Source organism: Mycobacterium sp. 1081908.1, assembly GCF_001673535.1.
Lineage (GTDB): Bacteria > Actinomycetota > Actinomycetes > Mycobacteriales > Mycobacteriaceae > Mycobacterium.
Genome location: NZ_LZLY01000101.1, coordinates 1 through 23,563, shown reverse-complemented (window position 1 = coordinate 23,563; position 23,563 = coordinate 1). Strand labels below are relative to the sequence as shown.

Annotated in this window: 26 protein-coding genes and 1 pseudogene; 9 read left to right on the top strand and 18 right to left on the bottom strand. The window is 69.2% G+C overall.

The features are described 5' to 3' along the window. Positions 1-35: 35 nt before the first annotated feature. From ispF to carD, 3 genes are read right to left on the bottom strand one after another with little or no spacing between them, the layout of a single operon-like run. Positions 36-527: a 2-C-methyl-D-erythritol 2,4-cyclodiphosphate synthase gene (ispF, locus tag A5655_RS15650; protein WP_067011394.1), complete on the bottom strand. Its 492-nt coding sequence runs from the start codon at positions 525-527 to the stop codon at positions 36-38. Then, entirely contained in the window at positions 524-1,210 is a 687-nt protein-coding gene (gene ispD, locus A5655_RS15645) for a 2-C-methyl-D-erythritol 4-phosphate cytidylyltransferase (RefSeq protein WP_067011393.1), read from the bottom strand. The genes ispF and ispD overlap by 4 nt, the downstream gene beginning before the upstream one ends. A 16-nt stretch (positions 1,211-1,226) precedes the next feature. Further along, entirely contained in the window at positions 1,227-1,715 is a 489-nt protein-coding gene (gene carD, locus A5655_RS15640) for an RNA polymerase-binding transcription factor CarD (RefSeq protein ID WP_003419482.1), read from the bottom strand. Positions 1,716-2,005: 290 nt separating this feature from the next. Here carD and A5655_RS15635 point away from each other — a divergent pair, with 290 nt between their 5' ends. Genes A5655_RS15635 through disA form a run of 3 tightly spaced genes read left to right on the top strand, consistent with a single transcriptional unit; the run spans position 2,006 to position 5,071 of the window. Continuing rightward, positions 2,006-2,524: a hypothetical protein gene (locus A5655_RS15635; protein ID WP_067011392.1), complete on the top strand. Its 519-nt coding sequence runs from the start codon at positions 2,006-2,008 to the stop codon at positions 2,522-2,524. A gap of 49 nt (positions 2,525-2,573) precedes the next feature. Further along, positions 2,574-4,001, top strand: a complete 1,428-nt coding sequence (gene radA / locus A5655_RS15630) for a DNA repair protein RadA (RefSeq protein WP_067011391.1) — start codon at positions 2,574-2,576, stop codon at positions 3,999-4,001. Then, the gene (gene disA / locus A5655_RS15625; RefSeq protein ID WP_067011390.1) at positions 3,998-5,071 is read left to right on the top strand and encodes a DNA integrity scanning diadenylate cyclase DisA; all 1,074 of its coding nucleotides are present in this window, start codon (positions 3,998-4,000) and stop codon (positions 5,069-5,071) included. Before radA ends, disA begins: the two co-directional genes overlap by 4 nt. A gap of 6 nt (positions 5,072-5,077) precedes the next feature. Here disA and A5655_RS15620 read toward each other — a convergent pair whose 3' ends face one another. After that, positions 5,078-5,896, bottom strand: coding sequence for a hypothetical protein (locus A5655_RS15620; protein ID WP_156764875.1), 819 nt, complete (start codon positions 5,894-5,896; stop codon positions 5,078-5,080). Positions 5,897-5,990: 94 nt separating this feature from the next. Beyond that, positions 5,991-6,608: a carbonic anhydrase gene (locus tag A5655_RS15615; protein WP_067011388.1), complete on the bottom strand. Its 618-nt coding sequence runs from the start codon at positions 6,606-6,608 to the stop codon at positions 5,991-5,993. Between A5655_RS15615 and A5655_RS15610 the strand changes: the two genes are divergently transcribed. The 3 genes from A5655_RS15610 (at position 6,607) to A5655_RS15600 (ending at position 10,081) form a co-directional block, all read left to right on the top strand. Continuing rightward, complete coding sequence (locus A5655_RS15610) at positions 6,607-7,506, top strand: A/G-specific adenine glycosylase (RefSeq protein WP_067011387.1); 900 nt, start codon at positions 6,607-6,609, stop codon at positions 7,504-7,506. The genes A5655_RS15615 and A5655_RS15610 overlap by 2 nt on opposite strands. Positions 7,507-7,602: 96 nt before the next feature. After that, positions 7,603-8,391 carry a gluconate 2-dehydrogenase subunit 3 family protein gene (locus A5655_RS15605; RefSeq protein WP_067011386.1) on the top strand — a complete coding sequence of 263 codons (789 nt, stop codon included), beginning with the start codon at positions 7,603-7,605 and terminating at the stop codon, positions 8,389-8,391. Further along, the gene (locus A5655_RS15600; protein ID WP_067011385.1) at positions 8,384-10,081 is read left to right on the top strand and encodes a GMC oxidoreductase; all 1,698 of its coding nucleotides are present in this window, start codon (positions 8,384-8,386) and stop codon (positions 10,079-10,081) included. Before A5655_RS15605 ends, A5655_RS15600 begins: the two co-directional genes overlap by 8 nt. Here A5655_RS15600 and A5655_RS15595 read toward each other — a convergent pair. Continuing rightward, positions 10,065-10,832: an alpha/beta fold hydrolase gene (locus A5655_RS15595; RefSeq protein ID WP_067011384.1), complete on the bottom strand. Its 768-nt coding sequence runs from the start codon at positions 10,830-10,832 to the stop codon at positions 10,065-10,067. The genes A5655_RS15600 and A5655_RS15595 overlap by 17 nt on opposite strands. Positions 10,833-10,895: 63 nt before the next feature. Between A5655_RS15595 and mhuD the strand changes: the two genes are divergently transcribed. Genes mhuD through A5655_RS15580 form a run of 3 tightly spaced genes read left to right on the top strand, consistent with a single transcriptional unit; the run spans position 10,896 to position 13,264 of the window. Next, positions 10,896-11,216, top strand: coding sequence for a mycobilin-forming heme oxygenase MhuD (gene mhuD / locus A5655_RS15590; protein ID WP_067011383.1), 321 nt, complete (start codon positions 10,896-10,898; stop codon positions 11,214-11,216). Further along, the gene (locus tag A5655_RS15585; protein ID WP_067011382.1) at positions 11,191-12,555 is read left to right on the top strand and encodes a serine hydrolase; all 1,365 of its coding nucleotides are present in this window, start codon (positions 11,191-11,193) and stop codon (positions 12,553-12,555) included. The genes mhuD and A5655_RS15585 overlap by 26 nt, the downstream gene beginning before the upstream one ends. A 4-nt stretch (positions 12,556-12,559) precedes the next feature. After that, positions 12,560-13,264, top strand: a complete 705-nt coding sequence (locus A5655_RS15580) for a hypothetical protein (RefSeq protein WP_067011381.1) — start codon at positions 12,560-12,562, stop codon at positions 13,262-13,264. A 75-nt stretch (positions 13,265-13,339) separates the two neighbouring features. On the opposite strand, the gene A5655_RS15575 is transcribed toward A5655_RS15580, so the two are convergent. The 12 genes and pseudogenes from A5655_RS15575 to A5655_RS29390 all read right to left on the bottom strand — a co-directional run. Beyond that, entirely contained in the window at positions 13,340-13,891 is a 552-nt protein-coding gene (locus tag A5655_RS15575) for a histidine phosphatase family protein (RefSeq protein ID WP_067011380.1), read from the bottom strand. Then, positions 13,888-14,655 (bottom strand): CbtA family protein, encoded by a 768-nt coding sequence (locus A5655_RS15570; RefSeq protein WP_067011379.1) that lies wholly within the window; start codon positions 14,653-14,655, stop codon positions 13,888-13,890. Before A5655_RS15570 ends, A5655_RS15575 begins: the two co-directional genes overlap by 4 nt. An 8-nt stretch (positions 14,656-14,663) precedes the next feature. After that, a complete protein-coding gene (locus A5655_RS15565; RefSeq protein WP_067011426.1) occupies positions 14,664-14,879 on the bottom strand; it encodes a CbtB-domain containing protein in 216 nt (71 codons plus the stop codon). 137 nt (positions 14,880-15,016) lie between these two features. After that, on the bottom strand, positions 15,017-15,205 hold the full coding sequence (locus tag A5655_RS29395) for a hypothetical protein (RefSeq protein WP_156764874.1): 189 nt from the start codon (positions 15,203-15,205) through the stop codon (positions 15,017-15,019). Between the two features lie 52 nt (positions 15,206-15,257). Then, positions 15,258-17,792, bottom strand: coding sequence for an ATP-dependent protease ATP-binding subunit ClpC (gene clpC1, locus A5655_RS15560; protein WP_067011378.1), 2,535 nt, complete (start codon positions 17,790-17,792; stop codon positions 15,258-15,260). A 298-nt stretch (positions 17,793-18,090) separates the two neighbouring features. Next, positions 18,091-18,429 carry a histone-like nucleoid-structuring protein Lsr2 gene (gene lsr2, locus A5655_RS15555; protein WP_036363110.1) on the bottom strand — a complete coding sequence of 113 codons (339 nt, stop codon included), beginning with the start codon at positions 18,427-18,429 and terminating at the stop codon, positions 18,091-18,093. A gap of 113 nt (positions 18,430-18,542) precedes the next feature. Next, complete coding sequence (gene lysS, locus A5655_RS15550; protein ID WP_067011377.1) at positions 18,543-20,042, bottom strand: lysine--tRNA ligase; 1,500 nt, start codon at positions 20,040-20,042, stop codon at positions 18,543-18,545. A gap of 99 nt (positions 20,043-20,141) precedes the next feature. Next, entirely contained in the window at positions 20,142-20,957 is an 816-nt protein-coding gene (locus A5655_RS15545; RefSeq protein WP_067011376.1) for a type III pantothenate kinase, read from the bottom strand. 2 nt (positions 20,958-20,959) lie between these two features. Continuing rightward, a complete protein-coding gene (gene panD / locus A5655_RS15540; protein WP_067011375.1) occupies positions 20,960-21,379 on the bottom strand; it encodes an aspartate 1-decarboxylase in 420 nt (139 codons plus the stop codon). Beyond that, positions 21,379-22,296, bottom strand: coding sequence for a pantoate--beta-alanine ligase (panC, locus tag A5655_RS15535; protein ID WP_067011374.1), 918 nt, complete (start codon positions 22,294-22,296; stop codon positions 21,379-21,381). Before panC ends, panD begins: the two co-directional genes overlap by 1 nt. Next, positions 22,293-23,204, bottom strand: coding sequence for a Rossmann-like and DUF2520 domain-containing protein (locus A5655_RS15530; RefSeq protein WP_067011373.1), 912 nt, complete (start codon positions 23,202-23,204; stop codon positions 22,293-22,295). The genes panC and A5655_RS15530 overlap by 4 nt, the downstream gene beginning before the upstream one ends. A gap of 111 nt (positions 23,205-23,315) precedes the next feature. After that, positions 23,316-23,492: pseudogene (locus A5655_RS29390) on the bottom strand (hypothetical protein); the annotation flags it as partial. Positions 23,493-23,563: the final 71 nt, after the last annotated feature.

Below are 23,563 nucleotides of genomic sequence, written 5' to 3'. Positions count from 1 at the left end.
CGTGCCAGCTTACCTGCCCAATTGGGGCGTGCGGCCTACAGGACACCCACGCGGTTGCGCACCACGAGCGCGGTCGCGATGGCGGCCAACCCCTCGCCGCGCCCGGTCAGGCCCAGCCCGTCGGTCGTCGTCGCCGACACCGACACCGGCGCGCCAACCAACCCGGACAGCACCTCCTGCGCCTCGGCGCGGCGCGGGCCGACCTTCGGCCGGTTGCCGATCACCTGCACGGCGGCGTTGCCGACCCGATAGCCCTGCCGCGCCACCAGGGCGACCACGTGGCGGAGCATGTCGGCGCCGCTGGCGCCCGCCCACCGCGGATCGTCGACCCCGAAGACCGCCCCGACGTCGCCCAGCCCGGTCGCCGACAACAGCGCATCGCACAGCGCGTGCGCCCCCACGTCGCCGTCGGAGTGGCCGGCGCAGCCGTCGTCGCCCGGGAAAAGCAGCCCCAGCAGCCAGCACGGCCGCCCCGGCTCGATCGGGTGGACGTCGGTGCCCACGCCGACCCGCGGCAGGTCGGTCACCGCCGCACCACCGTCTCGGCCAGCAACAGATCCAGCCGGGTGGTGATCTTGAAGGCGAGCGGGTCGCCGTCGACCACCTGCACCTGGCCGCCGACGTGTTCGACCAGCGACGCATCGTCGGTGAAAGCGGCGGTCCCCGCGCGCTCGTAGGCGCGCAGCAGCAGATCGGTGGCGAAGCCCTGCGGCGTCTGCACGGCGCGCAGCCCGGCCCGCTCAGGCGTGCCCAGGACCACCCCGTTGGCATCCACGGCCTTGATGGTGTCAGACAGCGGCAGCGCGGGCACGACGGCCGGGCGGCCGGACCGCAACGCGTCGACCACCCGCAGGATCAGCCCGGGCGGCGTCAGCGCGCGGGCGGCGTCGTGCACGAGCACGAACTCTGGAGACGAGGGCAGGGCCGCCAGCGCCAGGCGCACCGATTCGGTGCGGTCGGCACCGCCGGCGACGACGGTGGCACGGTCGCCGAGGAGCCGACCGGCCTGGTCGATGCGGTCGGCGGGCACGGCCACCACGACATGGTCGACGGCGCCGGAATCGAGCAGCCCGGCGACGGCGCATTCCAGCATGGTGCGGCCGCCGAGTTCACAGAACGCTTTCGGGATGCCGACGGCCAGCCGCTCGCCCGACCCCGCGGCCGGAACAACTGCAACTACTTTGCCCGGGACGCCGGTTTTCTCGGCCACCAGAGCGTCAGGGCCTTCAGGAAGCGGCGGCCAGAACCTCGTCGAGGATGGTTTCCGCCTTGGCGTCGTCGGTGCTCTCGGCCAGCGCCAGCTCACCGACCAGAATCTGGCGGGCCTTGGCCAGCATGCGCTTCTCGCCCGCGGACAGACCCCGCTCCTGGTCGCGGCGCCACAGGTCGCGCACCACCTCGGCCACCTTGTTGACATCGCCGGAGGCGAGCTTTTCCAGGTTGGCCTTGTAGCGGCGGGACCAGTTCGTGGGCTCTTCGGTGTGGGGAGCGCGCAAAACCTGGAAAACCTTGTCGAGGCCCTCCTGGCCAACTACATCGCGAACGCCGACGTACTCGGCGTTTTCGGCGGGTACTCGAACGGTCAGGTCTCCCTGCGCGACTTTCAAGACGAGATACTCTTTTTGCTCCCCTTTGATGGTCCGGGTTTCGATCGCCTCGACTAACGCAGCACCGTGATGTGGATAGACAACGGTGTCGCCGACCTTGAAGATCATCTGATTCGAGCCCCTTTCGTTACTTCATGCTAGCACGGCGGCCCTAGGCGTGCGGAACAACGGTGCAGGTCAGGGGCACAACACGGGCGGATTAGGGGTTGACAGGCGGAGCGGGACGTGCAAGGGGTCACACTACGCCGGTCCCGATCGGGCCCCAGCAGCCACCCCTGGTGTGCCCTGCCGCGCTGGTCCGGTGCCCTGCGCTACCGCCGCGAAGAGCTTCCTACTACTGTGCATAGTTGCATAGTCGAACCACTGACATGGTGGGTCAGCCGAGCAGGAGGCATTGAGTGAACCGCTTCGCCGTCGTCGGTCTGGTCGCCCTGGTCGCCGCCTTGCTCAGCGGTTGCGGAGCCGGTCAGATCTCCCAGATGGCCACCCAGGAACCGGCGGTCAACGGCAACAAGGTCACGATCAACAACGTGGCGCTTCGCGACGTCCGCATGCAGGCCGTGCAAACCGGCGACTTCCTGCGGCCGGGGAAGACGGTGGACCTGGTGGCGGTGGCCGTCAACCAGTCGCCCGACGTCCCGGACCGGCTGATCAGCATCACCAGTGACGTCGGCGCGGTGACGATCGGCGGCGACGGCCGGCTGCCCGCGGGCGGGATGCTGTTCATCGGCACGCCCGACGGCCCGAAGGTGGCGCCGGGGCCGATCGAGGCCAACAACGCGGTCAAGGCAACGGTGGCGCTGGCCAAGCCCATCAGCAACGGCCTGACCTACAGCTTCACCTTCAACTTCGAGAAGGCCGGCCAGGCCACCTTGCTGGTCCCGATTTCGGCGGGGCTGAGCACGCAGCCCGCCTGACCGGCCTGTCACGCCGGGTTTTGTCGTACCCGCCGGATACGGTCGTGGCGTGGCAAATGCGCGCTCGCAATTCCGCTGCTCGGAATGCCAACACGTCACCGCCAAATGGGTGGGGCGGTGCCTGGAATGCGGCACCTGGGGCACGGTTGACGAGGTGCCCGCGCTCGCCGCGGTGGGCGGACGCGGCCGCCGTCCCGCCGCGACGGCGTCGCGGGCCGTCCCGATCAGCTCCATCGAGCCGACCGCCAGCCAACACCGCACGACGGGCATAGGGGAACTCGACCGCGTGCTCGGGGGCGGCGTGGTCCCCGGCTCGGTCACGCTGCTGGCCGGCGATCCCGGCGTGGGCAAGTCGACGCTGTTGCTCAAGGTCGCGCACCGCTGGGCCCAGACGGGCCGCCGCGCCCTGTACATCTCCGGCGAGGAGTCCGCCGGCCAGATCCGGCTGCGCGCCGACCGGATCGACTGCGGCGGCGACGAGGTCTACCTCGCCGCCGAATCCGACGTGCACACGGTGCTCGAACACATCGCCACGGTCCGGCCCGCGCTGGTGATCGTGGACTCGGTGCAGACCATGTCCACCACCGAGGCCGACGGCGTCCCCGGCGGCGTCACGCAGGTGCGCGCGGTCACCGCCGCGCTCACCGCGGCCGCCAAGGCCAACGGCGTCGCGATGATCCTGGTCGGCCACGTCACCAAGGACGGCGCCATCGCCGGACCGCGCTCCCTGGAACACCTCGTCGACGTGGTGCTGCACTTCGAGGGCGACCGCAACGGCACGCTGCGGATGGTCCGCGGCATCAAGAACCGGTTCGGCGCGGCCGACGAGGTCGGGTGCTTCACGCTGCACGACAACGGGATCGAGGGCGTCTCCGACCCGTCGCACCTCTTCCTGGATCAGCGGCCGGCGCCGGTCCCCGGCACCGCGATCACCGTGACGCTGGACGGCAAGCGACCGCTGATCGGCGAGGTGCAGGCGCTGCTGGCGACGCCGGGGGGCGGCTCGCCGCGCCGAGCCGTCAGCGGGATCGACCACTCCCGGGCCGCGATGATCACCGCCGTGCTGGAGAAGCACGGCAGGCTGGCCGTCGCCATGAACGACATCTACCTGTCCACCGTGGGCGGCATGCGGTTGACCGATCCCTCCTCGGATCTCGCCGTGGCGATGGCGCTGGCCTCGGCGTACTCCGATCTGCCGTTGCCGACGACGGCGGTCATGATCGGTGAGGTGGGGCTGGCGGGCGACCTGCGGCGGGTCAGCGGCATGGAACGACGGCTGGGTGAGGCGATGCGTCAGGGATTCAGCATCGCGCTCATCCCGGACGGCGACGATCCCCGCCGCGAGATAGTGCCGGGCGGGATGCGAGCGCTGCGCGCGCCGACCATCGACGCGGCGCTGCGACACATGAAAGCCATCGCCGAGCGTGGTAATGGCTGGACGCATAACGCAGTGGGGCCGCAGAATGACACGCTGTGACCCGTCCGACACTGCGTGAGACCGTCGCCCGCCTGGCACCGGGCACCGGGCTGCGGGACGGCCTGGAGCGCATCCTGCGCGGCCGCACCGGGGCGCTGATCGTGCTGGGCAACGACGACAACGTCGAGGCCATCTGCGACGGCGGCTTCGCCCTCGACGTCCGGTACGCGCCGACGCGGCTGCGCGAGCTGTCCAAGATGGACGGCGCCGTCGTGCTGTCCACCGACGGCAGCCGCATCGTCCGGGCCAACGTGCAGCTCGTTCCGGATCCGTCGATACCGACCGACGAATCGGGAACCCGGCACCGTTCGGCGGAGCGGGCCGCGATCCAGACCGGCTACCCGGTGATCTCGGTCAGCCACTCGATGAACATCGTCACCGTCTACGTCGACGGCGAGCGCCACGTGGTGGCCGATTCCGCGACCATCCTGTCGCGGGCCAACCAGGCCATCGCGACGCTGGAGCGGTACAAGACCCGGCTCGACGAGGTCAGCAGGCAGCTGTCCCGGATGGAGATCGAGGACTTCGTCACCCTGCGCGACGTGATGACGGTGGTGCAGCGGCTCGAGCTGGTCCGGCGCATCGGCCTGGTGATCGACTACGACTGCGTCGAGCTCGGCACTGACGGTCGGCAGCTGCGGCTGCAGCTCGAGGAGCTGTTGGGCGGCAACGACCTTGCCCGCGAGCTGATCGTGCGCGACTACCACGCCAGCCCCGAGCCGTTGTCCGAAGCGCAGATGACCGCAACCCTGGACGAACTGGACGCGCTGTCGGATACCGAACTGCTCGACTTCACCTCGCTGGCAAAGGTTTTCGGGTATCCGACGACAACCGAGGCGCAGGACTCGGCGCTGAGCCCGCGCGGCTACCGCGCGATGGCCGGCATCCCGCGGCTGCAGTTCGCCCACGCGGACCTGTTGGTCCGGACCTTCGGGACGCTGCAGGGCCTGCTGGCGGCCAGCGCCAACGACCTGCAATCGGTCGACGGCATCGGCACGATGTGGGCGCGCCACGTGCGGGAGGGGTTGTCGCAACTGGCGGAGTCAACGATCGCCGATCCGCTCACCTGAGCTCGGTCAGCCGGCGGGCGACGGGCCCGGGGCGACCCCGGGCGGCGCCTCCGGCGGCGGCGCCATGGCCGGCTGACCCGGCTGCCCGGGTACCGGCCCCGGCGGCGGTGGCGGCTGATTCAGGATGAACGGCACCGGCATCGAGCGCAGGTTGCCCAGCTGCACGACCAGGTTGTAGGTGCCCGCCCCGATCGCCGGCCGCGGCAGCGGGCAGTGCGGCGCCGACCCCATTCCGGTCCACGTCACCGCCGTCGTCACCTGCTCGCCCGGCGTGAAGGTCTTCACCAGGGTCTCGTTGGACGGCGCGCAGTCGAGGTTCGACCACAGCCGCTTGTTGTCCAGCGAGTAGACGTAGGCGGCGAGCACCGCGGCCCCGACGTCGCGCTTACAGGACACCAGGCCGATGTTGGTGACGACCATGGTGAACTTCGGCTGGTCGCCGATGAAGTACTGGGGCGCGTTGGTCAGGCCCTTGACGGCCAGCGTCGAATCGGGGCAGTCATCGCCCTCCTTCAGCACCGGCGGCGGCTGCACCGCGGCGGTGGGCGTGGGCGACTCCGGGTTCTGCCCCGGCGGCGCCACCGGGGTGACGCCCTCCGGTCCGGCCTGGGGAGGGGCCTGGGCCGCCGGGGGCGCGGCCGGCTTGCTTTCTGCGGTGCCGGGCTTGCCCACGGTGGCGGGTTTTGCGCCGGTGCTGTGGCTCATGAAGGCGATGATCGTGGCGACCACGACCCCGATCACGACGACCGCGATGCCCAGGGCCAGGCCCCTGCGCCGCCAATAGATCTCGGTAGGTAGCGGGCCACGCGGTTCCAGATCCAGCACGATCACACCGTAGGCCCAGGTCACGCGGAATTGTTATATCCGCCCCGGCGTGTCGCGATGTTTGCTGGCGGACCGCCGTGTTAAAGCGGAGCCGTTATTCGCCGATGTCGCCGATGTGGTCGACCAGCTCCGCCTTCCCTTCGGCCAGCTTGTAGGTGACCCCAGCCAGCGCCAGCGTCCCTGCCTCCACCCGGTCGGCAATGGCCGAGGAGCGCGACACGAGTTGCCGCAGCGTCTCGCTCACGTGCCGTGCCTCGAACTCGTCGACGCGGGTCAGGCCCTCGCGACGGCCCGCCAGGATCGACGGGGTGACGCGTTCCACCACGTCGCGCACGAAGCCACCCGGTATCGCGCCTTCGTCGATCGCGCTGATCGTTGCCTTGACGGCGCCGCAGCTACTGTGACCGAGAACGACGATGAGCGGCACGTTGAGGGCCGTCACCCCATACTCGATCGAGCCCAGCACGGCCGAGTCGATGGCCTGCCCGGCGGTGCGAACCACGAACACGTCACCCAGACCCTGGTCGAAGATCAGCTCGGCGGCCACCCGGCTGTCCGCACAGCCGAAGATGATCGCGGTCGGGTTCTGGCCCGCGGCCAGACTGGCCCGGTGATCGACGCTTTGGCTGGGGTGCTGCGGCTGGCCGGCAACGAATCGCTCGTTACCCTCTTTGAGTGCTTTCCAAGCGGTTATCGGGCTGGTGTTCGGCATGGCCCATATCATGCCGCACCCGCACATGAACGTCAGCCCGAGCGAGCTCATAGATTGGTATGAGTGTTCCCGCCGTGACTTGCCTTGGCGGGAGCCGGATGTCACCGCGTGGCAGATCCTGGTCAGCGAGTTCATGCTGCAGCAGACGCCGGTGACGCGGGTCCTGTCGATCTGGCCGGATTGGGTGCGGCGCTGGCCGACCGCGTCGGCGACAGCCGCGGCGAGTGCGGCCGACGTGCTGCGCGCGTGGGGGAAGCTCGGCTACCCGAGGCGCGCCAAGCACTTGCACGAGTGCGCCACCGTCATCGCGCGCGACCACGGCGACGTGGTCCCCGACGACGTCGACACCCTGCTGACGCTGCCCGGCGTCGGCAGCTACACCGCGCGCGCCGTCGCCTGCTTCGCCTACCGCCGCCCCGTGCCGGTGGTCGACACCAACGTGCGGCGGGTGGTGGCCCGCGCCGTGCACGGCCTCGCCGACTCCGCGGCGCCGTCCGCGGCCCGCGACAACGCCGACGTCTCGGCGTTGCTGCCCGATGACGAACGGGCGCCGACGTTTTCGGTGGCGCTGATGGAATTGGGCGCGATCGTGTGCACCGCGCGGGCGCCGCGATGCGGGTTGTGTCCGCTACGGGAGTGCGCCTGGCGGCATGCCGGTTACCCGCCTGCCCAAGGGCCGCCCAAGCGCGTGCAGACCTATGCGGGGACCGATCGGCAGGTGCGAGGGAGATTGCTGGACGTGTTGCGCGCCAAGGATTCTCCCGCCACCCGGGCGGAGCTGGACGTGGCCTGGTTGACCGATACGCAGCAGCGCGACCGGGCGCTGGACTCGCTGCTTGCCGACGGTCTGGTGACCCGGACCGTCGACGGCCGGTTTGCGTTGGCCGGCGAGGAATAGCCGGGCGGTACCGCAAAAGCCCGTTCCCGCGCAACCCGACACGCCGCCTGGCACGCGTTCCACGTGAGACTCATATCCGCGTCATACCCTGCCGATGTGCCCAGCGAGGAGGCCGGCCAGGGATCCCGCTTGCCGCCGGTGTCCCGGCGCGCGGTACTCGGCGGCCTCAGCCTGCTGCCGCTGGCCGCCGCCACGCGCGGCGCCCTGCCCGCCGCGTCGGCCGACCCGGGCTACCGATTCCTGACGGCGCACCAGGCCGCGGTGCTCGACGCCGCCACTCGTCGCCTGATCCCCGGTCCGCAGGACTGCCCGACCGAGTTCGGTCCGGGCGCGCACGAGGCGAACGTGGTCAACTACCTGGACCGGATGCTGTCTGTCTTCGACGTCACTCCCGCCGACATCCACGCCGGCGGCCCGTGGAGCAACCGCGCCGGCGGCTCGCAGGACTACATGGCCACCTTCGTCCCGCTCAACCGGGCCCAGGCCTACGCATGGCAACAGCGCCTGACGCAGCTGCGGAACCAATACACCAGTGGCGTCGCGCTGCTCGACCAGCAGGCCGGCGGCGACTTCACCGCGATCCCGGGCGTGAAGCAGGACCTCGTCCTGGCGCACGGCCCGGCGGCGACCTTCGCCGGCGTGCTGTTCGGTCACACCATCGAGGCGATGTACAGCGTCCCGGAGTACGGCGGCAACGCGAACCTGGTCGGCTGGAAGGACATCAAGTACCCCGGCGACTCGCAGCCGCGCGGATATACCCCCGCCGAGGTGGAGGCGGTCCAGTGGGATGTGGTCGTCCTCAGCGACATCATCAACCGGCTACGCCGCGGGGGCTGGGAACAGGTCATCTCCAAGTTGGGCGGAAGGGGCGGCGTGAGTGCCTAAGGCGGTCATCGTCGGCTCCGGCGCCGGCGCGTCGACGGTGGCGATGGAGCTTGCCCAAAATGGCTGGGACGTAGTGATATTCGAGAAGGGATCGAACTACTTCACCAACCTGGAGGGCACCGGCCCGCTCGGCACGACATTCGCCAACGACGAGCTCAAGTCGCTCTATCGCTACTTCGAGCAGCCCGATCCGCTCGCCTACCCACGCACGTTCCGGCCCCACGCCACCCAGGCCGCCGGCTACGTCGGCCCGGTCAACGAGCTGCCGGTGACCGTCGGCGGCGGAACCGTGCACTGGGACGCGAAGGTGCCGCGGTTCTGGGACATCGATTTCAAGGGGCTCTCGATGCTGGGCCCGCAGCCGGGCGCGGACGTGCAGGACTGGCCGTTCGAATACAGCGAGATCGCCCCGTATTACGACGTGATCGAGGTGCTGCTCGGGACGCAGGGCGACGTCGCGACGATTCCCGCCCTCTCGCTGAAGCACGCGCCGCGCTCGCGGCAATACCCGATGCCGCCCGGGCCGCAGCAGCGTTCGTCGACGCTGATCGCCAAGGGGGCCAAGCGAATCGGGCTCCACCCGTATCCGTTTCCGACCGCGATCAATTCCGTTGAATACGACGGCCGCCCCGCGTGCAACAACTGCGGGTTCTGCAGCAACTACGGCTGCCCGATCTCGGCCCGGGTGGGCGCGCTCGCGCCGCTGCGGCTGGCGCTGCGGACCGGCCGCGCGCAGCTACATCCCGAAACCACCGTCACCAAGGTCAATTTCACCGGCCGGCGGGCCACCGGCGTGTCCTATCTCGACCCGCTGGGCAATCCCGGCGGGGAGAGCGCCGACCTGGTGGTGCTGGCCGCCTCGGCGATCGAGACCGCGCGCCTGGCGCTGCTGTCCGGTCTGCCCGACGCCAGCGGACGCATCGGCGCCCGGCTGATGTTTCACAACTTCGTCGACGGGTTCGGCATCTACCTCGACCAGCGGGTGCACGCCTACCGCGGCCGCTCGATCACGCAGTGCATGGAGGATTTCTGCGACCCCAACTTCCCCGGCGCCCGGCTCGCGGCAAAGCTGGCCGGGCTGCCCTACATCCGCGGCGGCCTGTGCGAGCTGGGCGGCAGCCAGGACCCGATCACGGAGGGCAAGTTCTACCAGGAGATCCTCGGATTCCTGCCCGGCGTGCAGCTGTTCGGCAGCCCGTTCAAGGACCTGATGCGCGCCTCGCTGCTGCGCGACCGGCTCGCCGGCGTGAACTTCATCGGCACCGACCTGCCATACCTGACCAACAACGTCACCCTCGACCCGACGGTCACGGACCTCAACGGCCAGCCGGTGGCCCGCGTGACCTGGGCGCCCGGCAGGCACGAGGCGGTCGCCCAGACGTTCTACCTGGTGCCCATCACCGCGATGATGGCGGCGGCCGGCGCGCAGCTGTTCGCCGCCGTCCCGGACGGCCTGGAGCGAAAGCTCGGGGGCGGCACCCCACCGAACACCAAGCACGTGATGGGCGGGATGCAGATGGGCGTGTCCCCGGCGACGAGCGTCGTCGACCCCAACGGGCGAATGCATCAGATGGACAACGTCTTCGTCGCCGACGGCAGCGTGTTCGTCACCTCGGGCTGCCAGAATCCGACCAACACGCTCATGGCGGTGGCGCTGCGCACCGCGCGCGGGATCACCGGGCGGCGGTGACCGCCAGGAAGGATTCGACGGCCTCGCGGAACACCTGCGGCGCTTCGTCGTGGATCAGGTGACCGGCACGCGGAACATGCAAATACGTTGTCGGGGAGGGCGTTTCGGCCATCTTACGCATCTGGCCCGGCGGGGTCACCGAGTTGCCGGCCTCGATGAGCAGCGCCGGCGCCCGCACCGCCGCCCACTGCGCCCAGTAATCCCGGGTGCCCCATTCGGCCGCGATCTCGATCCAGCGCGGCGTGTGCCCGTGCAGCCGCCAGCCGCGTTCGGTGCGGTCGAACGCGTCCAGGAAATACTGCCCGGCGACGGGCCCGAACTCGTCGAACACCTGCTCGGCCGAGTCGAATTCGACCGGAAGGGCGTGCAGCCAGGGCTCCCACGGCCCGGTGGTGCGGCCCCGGAAGTCCGGCGCCATGTCCTCGATCACCAGCGCCGAAACCAGATCCGGGCGCTCCGCGGCGAGGCACCACGAGTGCAGGGCCCCCATCGAATGCCCGACCAGCCTGGCCGGAATTCCCAGGGCGCCGACCGCGTCGGCCAAATCGGCCACGAAGCGCTCGGTGCTGATCGGGTGCGGGTCGTCGATGTCGCGGCCCCGGTGCCAGGGGGCGTCGTAGGTGTAGACGGTGCCCAACCGGGCCAACCAGGGCAGCTGGCGCGACCAGGTGGTGCCGCGGCCCATTAGGCCGTGCACCAGCACCAATGGCTCGCCCTGGCCGCCGCGGCAGGCCAACAGGTCGCTGGACATATCACCATCTTGCGTGGCCCGCCCGCGAGTCGGGCAAGCCGGGCGGCGCGGTAGCCTTGCGGAATGCCGCAAGTGGTCAAGATCAATGCAATCGAGGTGCCCGCCGACGCCGGCCCCGAGCTGGAGAAGCGGTTCGCCCACCGCGCACACGCGGTGGACAACCAGCCCGGTTTCCTCGGCTTCCAGTTGCTGCGCCCGATCAAGGGTGAAAACCGCTACTTCGTGGTGACGCATTGGGAGTCCGAAGACGCCTTCCAGGCCTGGGCGAAGGGACCCGCCATCGAAGCCCATGCCGGCGAGCGGGCCAACCCCGTGGCGACCGGGGCATCGTTGCTGGAATTCGAGGTCGTGATGGACGTTGCCGGCAGCAAGCAGGGTAGTTAGCGACCGCTCGGCTCGGCGCCGCGTCGCGGCGTTGGGTGCCGCGGCGGCGCTGGTGGTGACGCTGGCGCCGGGTTGCGCCCCCTCGCCCTCCCCGCAGGCGAACGCGGCGAACCCGGGCCGGCAGATCGACACCCGGACGCCTCCCGGCATCCGCGCGCAGCAGACCTTGGACATGCTGAACTCGGACTGGCCGATCGGCCCGGTCGGGGTCGGCACCCTGGCCGCGCCCGACAAGGTCGAGTCGGTCGAAACCACCATGGAGGGGCTCTGGTGGGATCGCCCCTTCACCCTCAACGCCGTCGACCTCGGCGCCAGCGCGGCCACGCTGCACCTGGTCACGTCGTATGGCGCGCGACAAGACATCCGGCTGCACACCGACGACGAGGGCCGGGTCGACCGGTTCGACGTCGACACGCAGCCGCCGAAGATCAACTCCTGGCGCGACGTCGACGCGGTGCTGAGCAAGACCGGCGCTCGCTATTCCTACCAGGCCGCCAAGGTCGACAACGGTCACTGCGACCCGGTGGCCGGCACCAACACCGGCGAATCACTGCCCCTGGCATCGATTTTCAAGTTGTACGTGCTACACGCGGTCGCCGGTGCCGTCCGAAACGGCACGGTCTCCTGGGACGATCAGCTCACCGTCACCGACAAGGGCCGGGCGGTCGGCTCGTCGGGCCTGGAACTGCCCGTGGGAGCGCATGTTTCGGTTCGCACGGCCGCCGAGAAGATGATCGCCACCAGCGACAACATGGCCACCGACCTGCTGATCGGAAGGTTGGGAACGCACGCCATCGAGGAGGCCCTCGCCACGGCGGGCCATCACGATCCGGCCAGCATGACGCCGTTCCCCACGATGTATGAGCTGTTCTCGGTCGGCTGGGGCAAACCGGACCTGCGCGACCAGTGGAAGCAGGGGTCCAGGCAGGTGCGCGCCCAGTTGCTGGCGCAGGCGGATTCGACGCCCTACCAACCCGATCCGGCCCATGCCCACACCCCCGCGTCGGCCTACGGCGCGGAGTGGTACGGCAGCGCCGAGGACATCTGCCGGGTGCACGCGGCGCTGCAGGCCGACGCGGTGGGGCCCGCGGCGCCGGTCCGGCAGATCCTTTCGGCGGTGGCCGGCATCCAGCTGGACCGCAATGTGTGGCCGTACATCGGCGCGAAAGCCGGTGGGCTGCCGGGCGATTTGACGTTCAGCTGGTACGCCGTCGACAAGAACCAGCAGCCGTGGGTGGTCAGCTTTCAGCTCAACTGGCCCCGCGACCATGGCCCCCGGGTGACCGGCTGGATGCTGCAGGTCGCCAGGCAGGCCTTCGCGCTGATCGGCCCCAAGTAGCCGGGTGAGCGCCCGCGAATCGCTGCTGGATACCTTTCCGGGGCGCCTGTTCATCGAGGACATGCGGCGATCGGGCGGCCTGGCCATACCCGAGAGGCTGATCGGGGCCGGGGTGTCGGCCGTCGGCGGCTACCTTTACTCCGATCGTTATCTAGAGGTCGCGCACCTCGACGTGGACGATCCGGAGCTGCGCAAGTACGACAGCTGGGGCCGCGCGGCGCTGTCGGGACTACCCTCGTTCGGCTCGCCACAGATCCATCAGGGGATCTTGAGCGAGCTGCGCGCGCCGAGTGTTCGCAATCGGGAGCCGTTGAGCGCATTACCAAATGGCGCGTTCTGGACCTCCACGCCGATCACCGAGGACGAGGACTCGTGGACCCTCTGCGGCGAGAACCTGAGACGCGAAATGCCGCGCTGGGAGCTGCGTTTCGACGTCACGCGCGTTCGCGTGGCAAGGATCGATTCGGCCCGCGACTGGGCCGAACTGATCGACGCGCATTCAGCGACGGCCGGCGGTTGTATGTACCCGGACTGGCCGGCGATCGGACAGCACTGGGATGCCGTGCACCTGTCGCCCGCGGGATTGCTGCTGGCCCACCCTAAGATCTCGACGACCCGATTCAGCTCCTATGTCGGCGTCGGGGAGTGGTCCACGGTCTCCACCGCGTGGCTGCGCGAACTGCCGGGCGTGGAGATCAGGCCGGCATAGATGACTTACGAATTCGATAGCGTATGCGCTATCAACTTTGACGCGAGCCTCATGGTCCGGAGAGCCGCTGGGAACTCACAACCGCAGCGTCCAGCGGCCCGCGCGAAAGTGCATCACGACGCGACCGACCGGCGCGATGTCGATGCGCCAGAAGGAGTTCGGCGGCATGCCGAGAGCGTCGAGAATGGCCGCCCGGATCACCGCGGGATGCGTCACCGCCACCGCGGGCGTCGCTTCGCCGGTCAAACTCTCGAGCCAGCCGGCCACGCGTCCCATCAGGTCGACGATCGACTCACCGCCGTGCGGTGCCCGCGCCGGATCGGTCAGCCACGTCTCGAGGTCCGCGGGGCCGACGGCGCGCAGGGTCTGCCCGCACCACCCGTCGCAACTGAGGTCGGCCAGCCGCGGCTCGACCGTGGCGTGCAGGCCCAGCAGTTGCGCGGTTTGGCGGGCGCGCCGCTCGGGGCCCGTGAGTTGCCTCGTTGCGCGGTCGATGTCAAGGCGCCCAGCCTTTTTGGCCTGCCGAAGGCCGATGCCGTTGAGCGGCTCGTCGGCGGGGAAGCGTCCGTCCGCCATGGCGTCGGTCATCGCGTGCGACACCAGGGTCAGGCGGACCACCTCGGTCACGCGGGGACCCGCTCCTCCAGCAGCCGGCCCGCCAGCGTCGCGAACACCAGGCCGATGGCCGCCCACAACACCAGTTGCGCGCCGAGGGAAAGCAGCCTGAACTCGTAGAGCACATCGGCGGGAAACCCGGGATAGACGATCGCGCCCGAGGCGTCGCGCATCGGAGGTGGTGTCTCGTCGACCGTCGGTAGCGGCACCGCCACCGCGGCGACCGCGAGCGCGTAGGTGGCCGCCGCGACCAGGCCTCCGTTCCACGCGCCGAACCGGGCGGCGAGCCGTCGGGCCAGCCACACGGCGGCGATCGCCAGCGCCACCGAGGCCAGCACCATCGCCAGGTACCAGCCGGTGCGGGCCCCGATCGTGTCCGCCTGGCCGACCGCGGGCGGATTCGGCGGGTACTTCAGGAACGGCACGAGGTACGCCGCGACGAACGCGCCCGCCGCCAGGAGCACCGAAAGCCGCCGCGGGCCAACGGCTCTCGCGCGCACCGAGACCACGCAGAACAGTACGGAAAACAGCGCTCCCATGGCGACGCCGAAAATCAGCACGCCGAAACCCAAGCCGGCGTTGGCCTGCACGCCGCGGGTGAACAACTCGGCGCCGTGCTCGTGCACGCCGTGAGCGTCCAGGACGTCGCTTCGCCCGTCCTCAAAAGCGATCGCGCGGGCGATGACCGGCTCGGCGCAGACGCGGGCGAACAGGAATGACAGCACCGCGCCGACGGCCCCCGCCAGGAGACCGCGGGCGATCAGCCGCTTCTCCACGCCGTGGGTCAGTGGCAGGGGAAGCCGAGCAGGTGGCGCGCGTCGTGGACAAACTCGTGCACGTGGGAGTCGCTGCCGAACAGCGACACCGCGCCCTGATCGGCCCCGACGAAGTACAGCGCCAAGAGCGCCAGGAAGGTGGTCGCCGCCAACCAGAGCGCGGCGCTTGCCGCCGACAGATCGACCGACCGGGTACGGGCGCCAGCCTTCTCGAGATTTGCCACGAGCACTCCTTCCGGGGATTGCGCGTCCCCGCTGCGGATGACGGGCTACGGGTCTGACTTTCGACAGTGGCGCGACCGTTCTGGAATTTCACCAGATTCCGTGGTCCGTCAGGACAGGTGTCAGTGTAGACCGCGCGTCAATGTTGGGGCGCCGCGGCGCCGTAGCCAAGCTGGCCCGCGGTGTACTTGGCGCCCTCGGTGACCGGCACCGCCTGGATTCTTTGCATCCCCTGCAGCTCGCCGCCGAACATCGCCTTGAAGCCGGCGCCCGTCTGGGAGAACGCATTTCGCGAGCTCAGGCCGACACTTCTTCCGGAGCACAGCAGAAACGGGCGGTAGCCCCGTGAGAGACTAACCGCCCGTTTCCGCTAACCGCTACTACTGCGTTTCGGGTGCGCTGTGCGCTCCGGCCTTGGCCAGATCCGGCTCGGCCGGCGGCTTGCGGGTCCCGGTGAACGTGAACACCGCTTCCTCGCCGGCGCTTTCCCCGTCCCAGTTGTCCACGTCGACGGTGACGATCTGTCCGGGCCCGACCTCCTCGAAGAGGATCTTCTCGGAGAGCTGGTCCTCGATCTCGCGCTGGATGGTGCGCCGCAACGGACGCGCGCCCAGCACCGGGTCGAAGCCACGCTTGGCCAGCAGAGCCTTGGCCTTGTCGGTCAGCTCCATCGACATGTCTTTGGCCTTGAGCTGCTTGCCGACCCGCTCGATCATCAGGTCGACCATCTGGATGATCTCGTCGCGCGTCAGCTGGTGGAAGACGATGATGTCGTCGATGCGGTTGAGGAACTCCGGGCGGAAGTGCTTCTTCAGCTCGTCGTTGACCTTCTGCTTCATCCGCTCGTAGTTGTTGTCGCCGCCGCCCTGGGTGAAGCCCAGGCCCACCGGCTTGGAGATGTCGGACGTGCCGAGGTTGGACGTGAAGATCAGCACGGTGTTCTTGAAGTCGACCGTGCGCCCCTGACCGTCGGTGAGCCGGCCGTCCTCGAGGACCTGCAGCAGGCTGTTGTAGATCTCCTGGTGCGCCTTCTCGATCTCGTCGAACAGCACCACGCTGAACGGCTTGCGGCGCACCTTCTCGGTGAGCTGGCCGCCCTCCTCGTAGCCGACGTATCCCGGCGGGGCACCGAACAGCCGCGACGCGGTGAAGCGGTCGTGGAACTCGCCCATGTCGATTTGGATGAGCGCGTCGTCGTCGCCGAACAGGAAGTTGGCCAGCGCCTTGGACAGCTCGGTCTTACCGACACCGGACGGGCCGGCGAAGATGAACGAGCCCGAGGGTCGCTTGGGGTCTTTCAGCCCGGCGCGGGTGCGGCGGATCGCCTTGGAGACGGCCTTGACGGCATCGACCTGGCCGATGATCCGCTTGTGCAGCTCGTCCTCCATGCGCAGCAGCCGGGTGGTTTCGGCCTCGGTGAGCTTGAACACCGGGATGCCGGTCCAGTTTCCCAGCACCTCGGCGATCTCGTTGTCGTCCACCTCGGCGACAACGTCCATGTCGCCTGAGCGCCACTGCTTTTCGCGCTCGGCCCGCTGGGCGACCAGTTGCTTCTCCCGGTCCCGCAGGCTGGCGGCTTTCTCGAAGTCCTGGGCGTCGATCGCCGATTCCTTCTCGCGGCGGGCGTCGGCGATCTTCTCGTCGAACTCACGCAGGTCTGGCGGCGCGGTCATCCGGCGGATCCGCATGCGGGCGCCGGCCTCGTCGATCAGGTCGATGGCCTTGTCAGGCAGGAACCGGTCGTTGATGTAGCGGTCGGCCAGGGTGGCCGCGGCCACGATCGCGGAGTCGCTGATCGACACCCGGTGGTGGGCCTCGTACCGGTCCCGCAATCCCTTGAGGATCTCGATGGTGTGGGCCACCGTCGGCTCACCCACCTGGACGGGCTGGAAGCGGCGCTCCAGGGCGGCGTCCTTCTCGATGTACTTGCGGTACTCGTCGAGGGTGGTCGCGCCGATCGTCTGCAGTTCGCCGCGGGCCAGCTTGGGCTTGAGGATGCTCGCCGCGTCGATCGCGCCCTCGGCGGCGCCGGCACCGACGAGCGTGTGCAGCTCGTCGATGAACAGGATGATGTCGCCGCGGGTGTTGATCTCCTTGAGCACCTTCTTGAGGCGTTCCTCGAAGTCACCGCGGTAGCGCGAGCCGGCCACCAGCGAACCCAGGTCAAGCGTGTACAGCTGCTTGTCCTTCAGCGTCTCCGGCACCTGGCCGTGCACGATGGCCTGCGCCAGGCCCTCGACGACGGCCGTCTTGCCGACGCCGGGCTCGCCGATCAGCACCGGGTTGTTCTTGGTGCGGCGGGAGAGCACCTGCATCACCCGCTCGATTTCCTTCTCGCGGCCGATGACCGGGTCGAGCTTGCCTTCCATCGCGGCGGCCGTCAGGTTGCGGCCGAACTGGTCGAGCACCAGCGACGTGGAGGGGCTGCCGGACTCGCCGCCGCGACCGCCGGTGCCGGCTTCCGCGGCTTCCTTGCCCTGGTAGCCGCTCAGCAGCTGGATCACCTGCTGGCGCACCCGGGTCAGCTCGGCGCCCAGCTTGACCAGCACCTGGGCGGCAACGCCCTCACCCTCGCGGATCAGGCCGAGCAGAATGTGCTCGGTGCCGATGTAGTTGTGGCCCAGCTGCAGCGCCTCGCGCAGGCTCAGCTCGAGAACCTTCTTGGCGCGCGGGGTGAACGGGATGTGCCCCGACGGCGCCTGCTGGCCCTGGCCGATGATCTCCTCGACCTGGCTGCGAACGCCCTCGAGCGAGATGCCCAGCGACTCCAGCGACTTCGCCGCGACGCCCTCGCCCTCGTGAATCAAACCCAACAGGATGTGCTCGGTGCCGATGTAGTTGTGGTTGAGCATCCGGGCCTCTTCTTGCGCCAGGACGACGACCCTGCGGGCACGGTCGGTAAATCTTTCGAACATCGGTGCTTACCTGCTCTCCCTCGCCATCGGTACAGACCTCTTGATGGCCAATTGCCGGCCCCTAGGGGCCGGAACCGCGTACCTGCTCTCCACTGTAATGGTCGGCCCGCCGCGGTTCCTAACGTTGCGGTTGCTGGCCGTCCCGGCCGCACACCCCAGTTGGCGCACGGCCGTAACAGGTAAACGAGGAAAAACACCAAAGCGTTTCCGCGGGAGCCGGCGAGCGTTCCGCCGCCAGCGAAATTGAAAACAACCGGCGCCCGGGCCGTAGGGACCCGGGCGCCGGTAAGCGCTTCGCTTAGGTCGCCGCGTGGAACGCGTCGATGACGTCCGCCGGGATGCGGCCACGCGTCGACACGTTGTGCCCGTTGCGGCGGGCCCATTCCCGGATGGCGGCGCTTTGCTCGCGGTCGATGGCACCCCGGCCACGTCCCGAGCCCGAACGCCCGCGCCGGCGGCCACCGACCCGACGGCCCGCCGCGACCCATTGCTTCAAATCGTTGCGCAGTTTCGCAGCATTCTTGGACGAAAGGTCAATCTCGTAGGTCACCCCGTCAAGCCCGAATTCAACCGTTTCGTCGGCCGCGCCCGCACCGTCGAAATCATCGACCAAGGTGACGGTCACTTTTTTCGCCATTAGCTTACCCTCGCGTTTCGTCCTGAGCAGTTGCTGAGCAGTTTGGATTCACTCCCCAAGTCACCAATCTGCCATAACCAGGCGGGATACTCAATCCAGACGCAACGGCTAACTCAACTGGAGTGCGGCCGAACAATCGGGAACAAAACTGTCTCTCTAATTGACAGGCCGGTCAATGACATCAACAACCGATCGATACCCATTCCGGTTCCGGTGCACGGCGGCATCCCATACTCGAGCGCAGCGAGAAAATCTTCGTCGAGCGCCATGGCCTCGGCGTCGCCCGCGGCCGCGGCGCGGACCTGCGCGGCGAACCGCTCGCGCTGCACGACGGGATCGTTCAATTCGGAATACCCGGTGGCCAGTTCGACCCCGCGAAGGTAGAGGTCCCACTTCTCGGTCACGCCGGCAATGCTGCGGTGCTGCCGCGTCAAAGGTGTTGTCTCCACTGGGAAATCCTTGACGAAGGTGGGCGCGGTCAGGGAATTGCCGACGGTGTGCTCCCACAGCTCCTCGACGAGTTTGCCGTGCCCGTAGCCGCGGTCGTCGGGGATCTCCACACCGAGCCGATCGGCGATGGCCCGCAGGCGATCGACCGTCGTGTCGGGGGTGATCTCCTCACCGAGCGCCGCCGACAGCGACGGATACATTTGTATTGACGCCCATTCTCCGTCTATGTCGTACACGCTGCCGTCCGGGAACGGCAGTTGTCGGGTTCCGATCGCCTCGTCGGCCACCTCTTGAATAAGCTCACGCGTGACGATCGCGGAATCGTCATAGGTTCCGTAGGTCTGGTAGGTCTCCAACATGGAAAATTCTGGAGAATGCGTCGAATCGGCCCCTTCGTTTCGGAACACGCGATTTAACTCGAAGACCTTGTCGAATCCGCCGACGATGCAGCGCTTGAGGAACAGTTCCGGCGCGATGCGCAGGTAGAGATCGATGTCGAGCGCATTGGAATGCGTGATGAACGGCCGGGCCGCGGCGCCGCCGGCCAGCGTCTGCAACATAGGGGTTTCGACTTCGAGAAACCCGCGCCGTTCCAGCGCGTTGCGGATCGCCCGAATCACGGCGATTCGCTGCCGGGCCACGGTGCGGGCCTGCGGACGAACGATCAGGTCGACGTAGCGCTGCCGGACCCGCGACTCCTCGCTCATCTCCTTGTGCGCGACGGGCAGCGGGCGCAGCGACTTGGCCGCCATCCGCCAGGAGTCGGCCAGCACGGACAATTCGCCGCGCCGCGAGCTGATCACGTTGCCGTGCACGTAGACGATGTCGCCGAGGTCGACGTCGGCCTTCCACGCGTCGAGCGCGTCGGCGCCGACCTTGTCGAGGCTGATCATCACCTGCAGGGTGGCGCCGTCGCCGTCCTGGAGTGTCGCAAAGCACAGTTTTCCGGAATTGCGCGCGAAGATGACCCGGCCCGCGACCCCGACGACGTCGTCGGTGGCGGTGTCGGTCGGCAGGTCGCCGTGGGCGGCGCGCACCTCGGCCAGGGTGTGGGTGCGCTCGATGGCGACGGGGTAGGGGTCGGTGCCCTCGGCCAACAGGCGAGCGCGCTTGTCCCGGCGGATCCGGAACTGCTCGGGAAGGTCGGGGGCGTCGGAGCTCACGACGTGCCAGCTTAAATGACGACTTCGGCCCTGCGCTCAGAGCGTGAAATTGGGCTGGGGAGCCGCGCTGTACGCAGACTCGATGCCGAATGCCCCGCCTTAGCGCGCCGTCTTCAGCCGGCCGCGCTCGGCGTCGCGGTTGCGTTCGAAGACCAGCTGCAGGCCATGCAACGTCAGGTGCTGGTCGTAGTGGTTGACGGTGTGCAGTTCGGGCAGCAGCAGCGGCGCGGTATGGCCGGTCGCCACGACGGCCACGTCATCACCGGCGAAACCGTCGACGTCCTCGCGGATGCGCCGGACCAAACCGTCGACCAGGCCGGCGAAGCCGAACACCGCGCCGGCCTGCATGCATTCGACAGTGTTTTTGCCGACCACCGATCGGGGCCGGGTCAGCTCGACGCGGCGCAGCGCCGCGGAGCGGGCGGCGGCGGCATCGGAGGAAACCTGCACACCCGGGGCGATGGCACCGCCGAGGAACTCGCCCTTGGCCGACACCACGTCCACGCAGATCGAGGAACCGAAATCGACGACGACAGCGGCCTTGCGGTACTTGTGAAAGGCCGCCAGGCAGTTGACGATCCGGTCGGCGCCCACCTCTTTCGGATTGTCGACCAGCAGCGGGATCCCGGTGCGCACCCCCGGCTCGATGAGCACGTTGGGCACCGACGGCCAGTACTGGTCGAGCATGACCCGCACCTCGTGCAGCACCGACGGGACGGTCGACAGCGCGGCGGCGCCGGTGAGGCGCTCGGAATCGTCGCCGATCAGGCCGTCGATGGTGAGCGCCAGTTCGTCCGCGGTGACCTCGGATTCGGTGCGAATCCGCCACTGCTGCACGACCTTTGCGTGCTCCTTGGATCCCGACAGCAGTCCGACGACGGTGTGCGTGTTGCGGACGTCGATGGCCAGCAGCACGGCTACCTCGCGCCGATCCGGGGATCGAGCAATTCGTCGACGCCGTCGGGCACGAACGCCGGGTCGTCGCCGAGGTCGATCGGCTTGTTGTCGGCGTCGACGAACACGATCCGCGGCCGGTAGGCGCGCGCCTCGGCGTCTTCCATCGTCCCGTAGGCGATCAGGATCACCAGGTCGCCCGGGTGGACCAGATGCGCTGCGGCGCCGTTGATTCCGATGACTCCGCTGCCGCGTTCGCCGGTGATCGCGTAGGTGACCAGGCGGGCGCCGTTGTCGATGTCCACGATGGTCACCTGTTCGCCCTCGAGCAGGTCCGCCGCGTCCATCAGGTCGGCGTCGATGGTCACCGAGCCGACGTAGTGCAGGTCGGCCTGCGTCACGGTGGCGCGGTGGATCTTCGACTTCAGCATGGTCCGTAACATCAATTCCTCCAATGTGATTGGGCGAGTTCGTCCGGCCCAGCGGTGCCGGCGAGGTTTCCGATCTGGATTGACACGTTGTCGAGCAGCCTGGTGCTGCCGAGCCTGGCCGCGACCAGCAGCCGGCCGGATCCGTTATCGCGCAACGGCCCCAGGTCGACGTCGCGCAGCTCGAGGTAGTCGACCACCAGGCCGGCCGTCGCTTCGAGCACCGCGCGAGCCGCGTCCAGCGCGGCCCGGGCACCGTGGGTCGCGGCGTGCGCCCCGGCCGTCAGCGCCGCCGAAAGCGCCACGGCCAGTTCGCGTTGCGCCGGGTCCAGGTAGCGGTTGCGCGACGACATCGCCAGGCCGTCGTGTTCGCGCACGGTGGGAACGCCGACCACCGCTACGTCGAGGTTGAGGTCGGCCACCATCTGACGGATCAGGACCAGCTGCTGGTAGTCCTTCTCGCCGAAGAACACCCGATCGGGGCGCACGATCTGCAGCAGCTTGCACACCACGGTCAGCACGCCGGCGAAGTGGGTCGGCCTCGCGCCGCCCTCGAGTTCGCCGGCCAGCGGGCCGGGGTGCACGGTGGTGCGCAGGCCGTCGGGATACATCGCCGCCGCGGTGGGCGCGAACACGATCTCGACGTCCTCACCGCGCAGCAGCGCCACGTCCTCGTCGAGGGTCCGGGGGTAGGCGTCGAGGTCTTCCCCGGCCCCGAATTGCAGGGGGTTGACGAAGATCGAGACCACGACCACCGAGCCGGGGACCCGCTTGGCGGCCCGGACGAGGGCGAGGTGCCCGTCGTGCAGGGCGCCCATGGTGGGCACCAGCATCACGCGGCGGCCGGTGTGGCGCAGCGCCCGGCTGACGTCGGTGACGTCGCGCGGCGCCGAGTAGACGTTGAGTTCGCCCGGATTGAATTTGGGGGTCATCGCGCCAGCACCTCGAGGACGTCGGCGGGGGCGTGTGCGCGCTGGGCGGTCCGCAAGGCGTTGACCCGGTACGCCTGGGCCAGGTCCGGCTCGACCTCGGCCAGGGCGGCCAGGTGTTCGGCGACGGCGGCGGCGTCGCCGCGGGCGACCGGCCCGGTGAGGGCGGCCTGCCCACGACGCAGGGTGTTCTCCAGCGCCGCCCGGGCCAGCGGCCCGACGATGCGTTCGGCGAGGCCGCCCGGCTGGTCGTCGACCGTCTGTTGCCCCAGCAGTTCGCTGCCGCGCAGCGCGGCCCGCAACGCCTCGACCGCGTCGGCGACCACCGTCACGAGGTGGTTGCCCGCGTGCGCCAGCGCGGCGTGGTAGAGGACGCGGGCGTCCTCGGGGACGCAAAAGGGCTCGCCGCCCATCTCGAGCACCAGCGATTGCGCGATGGCGTACCCGACCTCGTCGGCCGCGGTGATCCCGAAGCAGGTGTCGGGCAGCCGGCTGATGTCCTCGTCGGAGCCGGTGAAGGTCATCGCCGGGTGGATCGCCAGCGGGATGCAGCCGTCGTGGCTCAGCGGCGCCAGGATGCCGACCCCGTTGGCGCCGGACGTGTGCGCCACGATCGTGCCGGGGCGGACGGCCGCGGTGGCCGCCAGCCCGGACACCAGGCCGGCGAGTTCGCTGTCGGGAACCGCCAACAGCAGCAGCTCGGCGTTGGCGGCCACGTCCGGCGGCGACGCCACCGGGGTGTCGGGCAACCGGTGGTGCGCCCGCTGGCGCGACGCGTGCGAGACGGCGCTGCACGACACGACGACGTGGTCGGCGCGCTCCAGCGCGACACCGAGGGCGGAGCCCACGCGGCCGGCGGAGATGATCCCCACCTTGAGCCGCGCCGGGCGCAGTCCGTCGAGCTGCTCCATCGCAGACGACCTCATAGCTTTCTTGGTTCGTTCCAGTCCCACTGGGTACCGGACGGTCACTAAGACTTTAGTCGATTCTTAGTTGCGGCCCAATGTGAGGAAGGTCCCAGCTCAACCGTCGCGGCGACGGCGGCGACCGCCGCCGGAGGGCTCGACCTGCAGCCGCGCCAGCAGTTCGGCCACGGACTGGCCGCCGCTCGACGGGCTGTCATCCGAACCGTCGGAACCCTGCGCCAGGGGGTCGGTGCCGCGATGCCGGGGCGCGGCCTCGGCGTGCGGTGGCGGCGCGTTGTCGAGGTCGGTGCTCACCGGGTTTCCTCTCGGGTTGGTGGTCTGTAGTTGTGTGCAAGTTGACCGGT

Bases quoted from the DNA above. Each gene is read 5' to 3' on its own strand.
- carD (WP_003419482.1), bottom strand. From the start codon at position 1,715: ATGATCTTCAAGGTCGGCGACACCGTTGTCTATCCACATCACGGTGCT.
- A5655_RS15615 (WP_067011388.1), bottom strand. From the start codon at position 6,608: ATGCCGAACACCAGCCCGATAACCGCTTGGAAAGCACTCAAAGAGGGT.
- panD (WP_067011375.1), bottom strand. From the start codon at position 21,379: ATGTTACGGACCATGCTGAAGTCGAAGATCCACCGCGCCACCGTGACG.
- A5655_RS15530 (WP_067011373.1), bottom strand. From the start codon at position 23,204: ATGGAGCAGCTCGACGGACTGCGCCCGGCGCGGCTCAAGGTGGGGATC.
- lsr2 (WP_036363110.1), bottom strand. From the start codon at position 18,429: ATGGCGAAAAAAGTGACCGTCACCTTGGTCGATGATTTCGACGGTGCG.
- A5655_RS15610 (WP_067011387.1), top strand. From the start codon at position 6,607: ATGGCCCATATCATGCCGCACCCGCACATGAACGTCAGCCCGAGCGAG.
- panC (WP_067011374.1), bottom strand. From the start codon at position 22,296: ATGACCCCCAAATTCAATCCGGGCGAACTCAACGTCTACTCGGCGCCG.
- A5655_RS15595 (WP_067011384.1), bottom strand. From the start codon at position 10,832: ATGTCCAGCGACCTGTTGGCCTGCCGCGGCGGCCAGGGCGAGCCATTG.
- mhuD (WP_067011383.1), top strand. From the start codon at position 10,896: ATGCCGCAAGTGGTCAAGATCAATGCAATCGAGGTGCCCGCCGACGCC.
- clpC1 (WP_067011378.1), bottom strand. From the start codon at position 17,792: ATGTTCGAAAGATTTACCGACCGTGCCCGCAGGGTCGTCGTCCTGGCG.